Raw genomic sequence first — 9,502 nt, forward strand, 5'->3', positions numbered from 1 at the left:
AATTATTAAAGGTTTTCATCTAAAGAGCCTCAAAAGCTTATTTGAACGGTGGGCCAATCCTAACTACTGAGGATTTTTAGGGGATGTAGAAGATTACTCCTGCTGTCATATTGCTTTACATCTAAATGGATGGACAGGTGAACCGAAAGGTTTTACAATCTGACTGATTGCGGTAAATTTACCTATTGCCCAATCCACATAAGCATAGTAAAGATTTTCTAGTGATTACGTTTGATTGCGGAAGCACTAAATTAATATAGGAAAGTCTTTAAGTAAGGGGCAGCAAAAAAATGGATGTAAAGCTGATTCTAGCTGGTTTAACAGTTATATTTACGCTTTCGTGCTTGTTTTTTGGCACAAAAAATGGATTCTATGATTCAGATAACTATCACGGCAATGGCTCTGCACATTGAGATAAACCTGTAGACGCTTGGGCGACTTCCTGTAGGATAAGTTGGCTAAGAGCGCTCAGAACTTGCAAAGGGAAAATAGACAAGAGGCATCCTTTAGCTAGTAGTTTGATGCCTTGTGGTTAGTCCACCTTTCCGAACCAGTGCGGGTTTGGTAGAGGCGTCCTCCCCAATCAAAAATCTGTATTCTCAGGGTGTAGGGGCGCACGATAAAACTTACCCCTAAGTCACAAAACCAAAATTTTTGTAACTTTTGGCTTTTGGGATATGTCCATGATGATGAGGTTTGAGGGGAGGAGAGCATGAGGGATAATCTGTCGGCATCCTCTCGCGTAGATGCTGCGGTAGGGGGTACTGAATTAGAATGTTTACCCTATAGTGTCCAGCATTACGATGAGGGCGTGTGTTTATTGGTGAAGATGGGCCCACACCGCATTCTGTTGGATTGTGGTTTGGAGGATATTTCATCGCTGGTGAAGGGGCTTCCTAAGTCGGTACGTGGAACTAGTTCGCCCCTACCAGCAGATTTCGTTTTAATTAGTCACGCCCACCCAGACCACGCCAGAGGCTTACTGGCACTGCATAAAGCTTTTCCAAAGTTACCTATTTATGGTAGCGAAGTAACCAGCAAGTTGCTGCCATTGAATTGGCTAGATCAAGACCCGGAAAAAATTTCTCAATTTTGTCATGCCTTGCCGTTGCGATCGCCTGTGGAATTTCAAGATGGTTTGGTGGCAGAATTATTTCCCGCAGGGCATCTACCGGGGGCAGTGGCAATTCTTCTTACCTACACCACTAAACAGCGTACTTACAAGCTACTGTATACAGGAGATTTTTTCCTGTCAAACTCGCGGTTGGTAGAAGGTTTGCGTTTAGAGGAACTGCGAGGATTAGACTTGGATGTGCTAATTATTGAAGGCAGTTATGGCACATCCCGTCATCCTCACCGCCGCAACCAAGAAAATCAACTAGCAGAACGAATTAACCGCGCGATCGCTGACCATTGTTCTGTAATTCTTCCCACTCCTGCTTTAGGATTGGGTCAAGAACTATTAATGCTCTTACGCTCTCATCACCATTTCACTGGACGAGATTTAGATATCTGGGTAGATGGTGCTGTCGCTACTGGGTGCGATGCTTACCTAGAACTCCTACCCCACCTCCCCCCATCTGTACAGAACTTCGCCCGCCATCAACCCTTATTTTGGGATGAACGAGTGCGTCCCCGCGTGCGTCGTTTACAAGCAGAACATCGTCCCACAGTGGGTAAGTCACCTTGTATTGTCCTTACCGACTCTACAGATGATTTGGGTAAGCATTGCCAACTAGACACAGGCCCTTGGCTAATCCTTTTACCAGAAAAAATTGATATAAAAGTTAATAAAGAATATTTAGCACCTACCACTGTTGAAACCTATCTCTTAGCTCAACATAGTGATGGCCCTGGTACTACGCAGCTAATTCATAATTTGCGACCACAGCACGTCATTTTTATTCACGGTTCTCCTGCCTACTTAGCAGACTTGACTAGCTTAGAGGAGTTGCAAAACCGCTACCATATCCATTCTCCGGCGGCTGAAACCTTAGTAGAATTGCCTATCGGCGAGACATTTTTACAACCGGCAGCACCAGAAACTAACTATGAAGGCGAACTGACAGAGTTGGGAACAGTAATCACAATCACCTTAGCGGATGTGATTACTACCGATCCTCGTTGGCGACAATTTGCTGATACTGGTTTAATCGAAGCTCGTTGGCAAGGCGAAGAACTAGTATTGAGGGGATTGTCTCAACGAGAATTGCTCAACCAAAATAGCGATCGCTATACATGGACAGATGTAGACTGTTGCGGTACTTGCCGACATCAAAGGGGGCAGCGGTGTTGGAATCCAGCTTCCCCGTTGTATAACTTTAAGGTAACTCTAGAAGGTTACTGCCCTGCTTTTGAAGGTTTGAATGATAGTCAATAGTCATTAATCCGGTATCTTTTGTCATTTTTAATTAATGACTATTGACGAATGACTAATGACTACTAACTAATGACTAATTATTCTGGATTTGAGTCAGTGTAACGGTTGTGGATGCGTTCGGCTTCGGGACAATCTTCAGTCATCAAAGGCTCCACATTGCCGCGTGGTACTGAAGCTAGTTTTTGCGTTACAGCACCAATGCTCTCGAGGCGAACCATTTCTTCCCAAGAACAAACTTCGTCCTCTTCTTCTGTTTCATAGCGTAGGGTTACTAAATCTCCCTCTATGTCGATGATGCGGGCGCGTTCAATCCAGCGTTGCTGGTCCCGCAAGAAAACACATACCTCGCGCCCATCGCAACAGAGTTGATAAATCTTGCGGTGTAGCATGTATTGTTTCTGCCTTTTTAAACAACGTAGTTAAACCTGTCAAAATCTGGGTTCTACCCCATTACATTACACCTTTAAGAGGTTAATTTCACCGTTAAGAACAACTAAGCATCATAATCCAATCCCAAGACTTGATTGTAGTTGTCAAAATATCGGGATTTTTGGGTCATAAGTCAATGGTTGCTCTAGCAATGAACTCAATCTCTCTCCGGCTCAATTCTACGGAATGTCTGCTTCATCGAAGTCAAACAATTCGGAACCTGTCCTAACCAGGTTGATATTTGCTGGTGAGTCCTTGTTACTATTATGTAATAAAGAATACTCCAAATCAATCGTTGATTGCGGTTGTTTAACTTGCCTACTTATAATCATTGGCATTACTGGGAAGTCCGGGGACTTGGCTTTACTTTTACCCATCTGTATATGATCTTAACTCATTCTCTTGCTGACCTTGATGGTTTTCAACAATAACACCTAAATAGTTTCGATTTTTGAAGGTTTTTGCTTGATGATAGCTAATTAAAAGGCAACGGAGTAGAGGTGAGAAGTTTCAGGGGCAAAAGAAATGGGGGGATAAGGGGAAACATGAGAAAATTAGCCGCTGCTTCTTTTAGAGTATCAGCAAGATTTATAGGGTAGCGGAAATTCCATAAGCACGTTCGACGAGGACGCTTCTCGTTTAATTTTACCTGCGCGAACTGCATCGTATAGGGCTGCCAGGGCTGATAAATCCTCTTCCTTCCAGCATTTGGTGACCAGCACTTGATGGAGTAAACCCTCAGATTCAACACTAAGATATCCAGTTTGGAAAGCAGATTCAACGAGTGTGCGAATCATCTTGGTTACGGCAGAGTAAACAAATTGTTACATCAAGTGTGGAACATTTTTCTCTGCTAGTAATTGATATGGAACAGGAAGATCATGTGATTATCATTACACGTAATTGGTGATTTCCATCACAACAATCGGTCACAATATGAACTTTAAGTGCATCTATCTATTAATCTACGGAGATACATGGTTACAAAAACCTTTAGTACCAATGATGAGATAGTACATATTATAAAATATTAAAACATAGGAAAACTTTTAAGTAAGTCTCCCAAAAATATATTCAAACATAAGTAATCAAGCAAAAAACTGGCGGAAATCCTCATCTTTTTGGCTTAATTGCACCCAATCTAGGTTTAACGACTGTAATTTTTGCACCAAGCGATCGCAAGCCGGACGTTCGGTAGCGTAATGTCCGGCATCGATTAAAATGAGATTGCAATCGCGGCTTTCTTGAAACTGATGAAATTTACAGTCAGAAGTCAGATAAGCTTGAGCACCACTTTTGGCGACGGCTGAAATAAAACTAGCCCCGGAACCACCCAAAACAGCAACTCGTGAAATTGTTTGCTGTAAATCAGCAGTTGGAGAAAAAATCAAATTAGGAGCAGCAAGTCGCGTTTGAATAGCTGCGAGTAACTCTTGCAATGTTAGAAATGGCTCTAGTAAACCAACACGACCATATCCTAACCCTGCTTGTGTAGGTTCTATAGGAGTAACTTCTTTAAGTTCTAAAATCTGAGCTAGAACGTCAGCAGTCCCATCCTGCACTTGATCAAAATTTGTGTGAGCAGTGTAAATACCAATATTGTGGGTGAAGGATAACCGTACCATTTCTGCGATCGCTTCACCTGTGCGTAAAGATTTGGGAGGAGTAAAAATCAAGGGATGATGGGCAAATATCAGATTAGCATTTTCTGCGATCGCTTCCTGCATTACTGCCAAAGTCGGTGTCAAACATACCAAAACCCGCGCTTTTTCCTGTAACACTCCTGGTTCAATCTGCCAGCCGCAATTATCCCAGCTTTCACACCAAGCGGGATTTGCCCATGCTTCAAACCAAGTAATTAAGTCAGCAATTTTCATAATTATTTTCTTCAGCAATTTTTAATCTTTAATTGCTAATTAGTGTCTCTGTGGTTGAATATTTAATTTTAATGCTAATTGCTGGCGCATTTCTTGGAAAGGTTTATTCCAAACAGGGCTAGCATTCCAGTTCCACACTGCTACTGGGATAAGTTCTTCTTGGGCAAGACAAGTTAAGAGACGATATTCATCTTCTGGTTCACGAGAAAAAGTGAAGGGATTACGGTAGCCTGTGTCACATAATTTATAAGATGTAACCTGACCATGATTAATCCGTTGTAAAATTTCTTTACCTTTAACGAGGAGATAATCTAAAAAAACCGGACTAAAAGGCTCTATATGTGCGCGTTTTTGTGGCTCTTTTTGTACCCACCTTGCCCACTCAAACCCATACATAAAATCGTGAACATAACGAAAGCGGATTTCTGTTTTACTTCCAAACATCTCTATTAGAGAACCCATCTTTTCACCAAAAACTTTTAAAAAAGTAATAGCACCCTCATCTGCTACTAAAGCCTGCCTAAACATACTACTAACCATAAAATCAAAATCCCAGAAGATGTTTTCTGGGAAGTTTTGTAACTGAGCATAGACTATACTTCCGAGAGTTTCCTGAAGGGTTGTCAGAAGTTCAATTTCGGTATCTTGTTCAGTAATTAAACTTCCCAATTCTGCAAAACTGGTAATTAATTTTTTTTGGGGATTAAGTGACAATAAATTAACAGACTGCTGGGCAAGGATTTCATCAATCAATTGGAAAGTATGAGTTGGTGTCAGTTCTTGCTTCATATTAATTGAAATAGCCCAGACAGCTTACAACACATATTAGCTTATCTCGGAATAAATTGATTTTTAAATAATCATAAATAAACTTTACTTTTAAAGTTACAAATTGATACAAATTATTTAGTGTATATCTAGTTAATTTTGCATCATTAATTTTCATGACAAAGCGATCGCGGCGAAATTTATTTCATGTATATCACCGCGAGTTTATGAAATTATAGCCAAAGCGTAAGCGGGATAACCAGAGTATTTAAACTCTCCAGAATTCCACTTTAAATAAAATTTGATAATTAGTTATCCAGAGATATGGACAACCAATTCTCTTAAATGACTGCGCTGGCGGTGTTCCCAAATATAAATTCCCTGCCAAGTTCCTAATACCAAATGACCACGATTAATGGGGATATGTTCAGAAGTATGGGTGAGTGCGGTACGAATGTGTGCCGGCATATCATCGGGGCCTTCTGCATCGTGGATGTATTTGCCTGATTCTGGCACGAGTTTTGCCATAAAGTTAGCTAAATCCACAAGAACATCAGGATCGGCATTTTCTTGGATGACTAAACTGGCTGAAGTGTGCCGTAAAAATAAGGTACAAAGACCAGTTTCAACTCCCGATTCTGCAACTGTGGCTTCAATTTTCGTAGTGATGTTGTAAAAAGATTTACCGATGGTGGAAATTTTTAGTAATTTTTGGTAGTGAGTCATTTAAAATAGTAATTATTGATGACAGTAAAAGCTAATTAGCCGTTCAGTCTGCTTGATTTGGTTGTTGTTCTGCGGTTTCTTGATCGTTAGACTGAGTATGTCTTCTCCTAAAGAGACTTAACACCGCATTTACAAACTCTTTAAGGACATCGGGGATGATAGGTGTGTTAGGCAGATTGTGAGATAAAGCTGTAATGTTAGCCCGATCTGGCTCTGGCAGTTGTAAACTCTTTTTAGAGGATGTTATATCGTCTTGGTTGGTATTCATAGTTTTTGTAGTTCAGGAATGAAATAAACTGTTACTTGATGTAACAATGCAACAAATGCGATTCCGGCAGTTACAAAAGTAGCATATGTCAATGATTGAGAAATATTCTCTACTTGCTTCTGATTTTCATTATAAGTCTCTCTCAAGTTAACTAACATCTGTGACTGGTATTCTTGAGGTGAAAACTTCAAATATCTATTCTCAAAATCGTCAGTTTCTAGGTTGGGGGTGACAAAAAATTTGCGTGGCAATAAAGATCGTATTAATAGCATAAAGTTAAAAAGTAGTAACAATATTTCTACTACACTGAAAAGACTAAATATTGCAATTAGTCTAGATATAGTTAGAAAACTTAATAATGCAGTGTTTGTGACAAATAGGATGTTCATCTGGGTGATTAAAATTTGCCGCTCTTCTTTTTGTCTTTCAATCACTCGACGCACATCTTGAGCGGCTAATTCTAAGGTTTCTTCGTCTATTGTCAGATCTTCCATTATTTATTAATGTATGTTGTTTTGAACAACTTTATTCGACTCGAAATAATTAATTACAGCATGAGCGATCGCTTCATTACCATCCTTAGCAATTGGTTGATATTGCTTTGGCAATTGAGGTAACTCACACAGAAAATCCCAAGTTCCTTGAAAAAACTCAGATGGGGTAATGATTTGATGCTGGTTATAATTAGTGATGCCTTCAATTATAAAAGTTGCTTCAGCAAAATCTTCACGCGGTATGGTAACAATAGGTACTCCTAATAGTGTGGCTTCAGCAAAAGTACTGTAACCGGGTTTAGAGACGACTCGCCCACAAATAGGCATAAAATCTACAGGGCGGTATTTGCGATCGCTAATTTTTACTAAGTTAGGTAAATCAGGAGCAGATTGATCAAAGACAATAAATTGCCAATCTGGGAATCGCCGCAGGTTATCGTAAGGAATTTGCTGTAAACCCAAGCCGCCAAAGGTCAACAAAATAGTTTTTTCTACTGGTGCAGTTATTCCCCAAAGAGAACGTAAATCATCAGCAGAATAACGAGGGGAACCGCCTGTTAAGCCAACATCTGTGATATTGTTAAAAGCTTGCATTGGTTCGTGGAAGGGAAGACGAAATAAGCGATCGCACTTTGAATACCAATCACTAATCCAATCTGCAACTGCGGTAAATTCACCTCCCCAATCTCGGTAGATAAAGTCCCAGCCAAAGTTACTCATCATCCAGCAAGGAATATTTGCACCTTTGGCAAACCCAGGAGCGAGGAAGGGAATGTCTGCCAAAATGAGATTAACGCGATTTTGGCGGATAAAATTCACTTCTGAGGCAATGAGCGAATTTTGATGCTTCTTAATATCGAGCAACTTTTCTAAAGTCGCTACTTTATCCATTGTCAAACTATCGGTTTGCACCACACCCAAATCAAATGCACGGGGACGATAGATAAAATCGCCTTCTATGTAGCACTCTAACAACCAGCGCGGGGCAGTAGTTACCAGAATTAGCAGAACTTCTGGACATAATTTTTGAATTGTCGCAGCTACAGAAGCAATGCGGGTTGCATGACCAAAGCCGTGGTTAGTTATGGCTAAGTATAAGATTGGGCGTTCCATTTTATAGAGACGCGATTAATCGCGTCTGTACAGGAGTAGGAGTTAACATCATAATTCCCAGACTGATAACTTATCACTCCTAAGTTTTAATTAATTTTGCTAAAATCTTGAATCTTCTCAACCAATAGGTCGATTTCCGATTCTAAAGTAAGGTAATGGACGGTAGCGCGTATACAACTAGGATCGGCAATTGTCCGAGTTAATATGTTTTGCGACTCTAAAAATTGCACTAACTTGAGATTAGCTTGAGGCTGATTATTTGCAAGTTGGAATGAGACTATACCGCTTTCAGGTGGAGAAGTTCGCAGACACTTGACATCGGGTAACGCCATCAAGCGCCGCCAAAGGTACTCACTGTTTTGACAAATTTGCTCGTAACGTTCTTGTGAAGTTCCCCATTCCTGATGGATAGCGATCGCTTCCTTTAAACCAACATACAACGGATAAGCTAATGTAGACACTTCATATCGTCGACCATCTGGAAGCCAATCCACAGGCTGAGATTGACTATCCACAACAATGCCATTCAAGCCAATAAACGTAGGTTTCAGGCTTTCTCGTGCTTCTGGTCGGACATACAAGCCACCAGCACCGGCTGGGCCACATAACCATTTATGACCAGTAAAAGCATAAAAATCTACACCCAGTTCAGTTAAGTTTAAAGGCAACAAACCAGCAGATTGGGCGGCATCTATTAGTAATAAGGAATGATTATTTCTGCATACTTCGGCAATTTTATCAAGAGGTAAAACTTGACCAGTATTCCAGAAAACATGACTTAATATTACAAGACGGGTATTGGGGCGCAAGTGCTGGGCAATGACTTTTACCGGGTCGCCTTCATTTAAGGTCGCCTTGAGAGGACAGGTGGTAACTTCCACAGCGAATCTCCGCGCAATTTCCTGTGATGTGGCAATCACGCCTGGATGTTCGCAGTCCGAGAGCAGCATATGGTCGCCAGCACGCCATTCAATGCCCCACATGGCGATATTACAGCCAACAGTGACATTCTGGGTGAGAGTAATTGTTTGACTTGATGCATGTAACTCCGAAGCGATCGCTTCTCTAGCAGCTTGAGTCTGCGGTGCTATCCAGCGATACGCCTCATTACCAAAGGGGCCTATTTGCTGAACATGAGCTTGAGTTTGAGTCATGGCATCCATTGCCCTTTGGGGCATCGGCCCTTGTCCCCCATAATTAAAATAAGTCTTATTCGCTAAAGCGGGAAATTGCTCTCGATGGTTATGCAACCTGGTTTGTGCGACAGAAATACTAGTCATACCAATTTTGGATTTTAGATTTTGGATTAGTCAAAAGTCATTGATGATTAGTTATTTTTGGCGTTGCTGAATTAAGGGATGATTCTTGTGGGGTGGGCATCCTGCCCGCCCCGAAATACAAGGGACGGGCAAGATGCCCATCCCACAAAAATAGTAAAATCATCCCG

The 9,502-nt window shown here is 41.0% G+C and carries 11 protein-coding genes; 1 reads left to right on the forward strand and 10 read right to left on the reverse strand.

The features are described from left to right. The first annotated feature begins 712 nt into the window (after positions 1 to 712). Positions 713 to 2,380: an MBL fold metallo-hydrolase gene (locus tag VB740_RS21985; RefSeq protein WP_323202031.1), complete on the forward strand. Its 1,668-nt coding sequence runs from the start codon at positions 713 to 715 to the stop codon at positions 2,378 to 2,380. Between the two features lie 77 nt (positions 2,381 to 2,457). Here the strand turns inward: VB740_RS21985 and VB740_RS21990 are convergent, their stop codons facing one another. The 10 genes from VB740_RS21990 to VB740_RS22035 all read right to left on the reverse strand — a co-directional run bounded on the left by VB740_RS21990 (position 2,458) and on the right by VB740_RS22035 (position 9,335). Further along, a complete protein-coding gene (locus tag VB740_RS21990) occupies positions 2,458 to 2,769 on the reverse strand; it encodes a DUF6679 family protein (RefSeq protein ID WP_012408115.1) in 312 nt (103 codons plus the stop codon). 219 nt (positions 2,770 to 2,988) lie between these two features. Then, positions 2,989 to 3,147 carry a hypothetical protein gene (locus tag VB740_RS21995; RefSeq protein ID WP_323202032.1) on the reverse strand — a complete coding sequence of 53 codons (159 nt, stop codon included), beginning with the start codon at positions 3,145 to 3,147 and terminating at the stop codon, positions 2,989 to 2,991. Positions 3,148 to 3,387: 240 nt separating this feature from the next. Next, positions 3,388 to 3,606, reverse strand: a complete 219-nt coding sequence (locus VB740_RS22000) for a hypothetical protein (RefSeq protein WP_229454773.1) — start codon at positions 3,604 to 3,606, stop codon at positions 3,388 to 3,390. A gap of 291 nt (positions 3,607 to 3,897) precedes the next feature. Next, positions 3,898 to 4,686: a Nif3-like dinuclear metal center hexameric protein gene (locus VB740_RS22005; protein WP_323202033.1), complete on the reverse strand. Its 789-nt coding sequence runs from the start codon at positions 4,684 to 4,686 to the stop codon at positions 3,898 to 3,900. Positions 4,687 to 4,725: 39 nt separating this feature from the next. After that, complete coding sequence (locus tag VB740_RS22010) at positions 4,726 to 5,475, reverse strand: hypothetical protein (RefSeq protein ID WP_323202034.1); 750 nt, start codon at positions 5,473 to 5,475, stop codon at positions 4,726 to 4,728. 291 nt (positions 5,476 to 5,766) lie between these two features. Continuing rightward, positions 5,767 to 6,180, reverse strand: coding sequence for a secondary thiamine-phosphate synthase enzyme YjbQ (locus tag VB740_RS22015; protein WP_323202035.1), 414 nt, complete (start codon positions 6,178 to 6,180; stop codon positions 5,767 to 5,769). A 43-nt stretch (positions 6,181 to 6,223) separates the two neighbouring features. Then, positions 6,224 to 6,448 carry a hypothetical protein gene (locus VB740_RS22020; RefSeq protein ID WP_323202036.1) on the reverse strand — a complete coding sequence of 75 codons (225 nt, stop codon included), beginning with the start codon at positions 6,446 to 6,448 and terminating at the stop codon, positions 6,224 to 6,226. Beyond that, positions 6,445 to 6,942, reverse strand: coding sequence for a hypothetical protein (locus tag VB740_RS22025; protein WP_323202037.1), 498 nt, complete (start codon positions 6,940 to 6,942; stop codon positions 6,445 to 6,447). Before VB740_RS22025 ends, VB740_RS22020 begins: the two co-directional genes overlap by 4 nt. A 6-nt stretch (positions 6,943 to 6,948) precedes the next feature. After that, a complete protein-coding gene (locus tag VB740_RS22030; RefSeq protein ID WP_323202038.1) occupies positions 6,949 to 8,055 on the reverse strand; it encodes a glycosyl transferase in 1,107 nt (368 codons plus the stop codon). An 86-nt stretch (positions 8,056 to 8,141) separates the two neighbouring features. Next, on the reverse strand, positions 8,142 to 9,335 hold the full coding sequence (locus VB740_RS22035) for an aminotransferase class V-fold PLP-dependent enzyme (protein WP_323202039.1): 1,194 nt from the start codon (positions 9,333 to 9,335) through the stop codon (positions 8,142 to 8,144). Between the last annotated feature and the right edge of the window lie 167 nt (positions 9,336 to 9,502).

The sequence above is a fragment of the Nostoc sp. UHCC 0251 genome (assembly GCF_034932245.1).
Lineage (GTDB): Bacteria > Cyanobacteriota > Cyanobacteriia > Cyanobacteriales > Nostocaceae > Nostoc.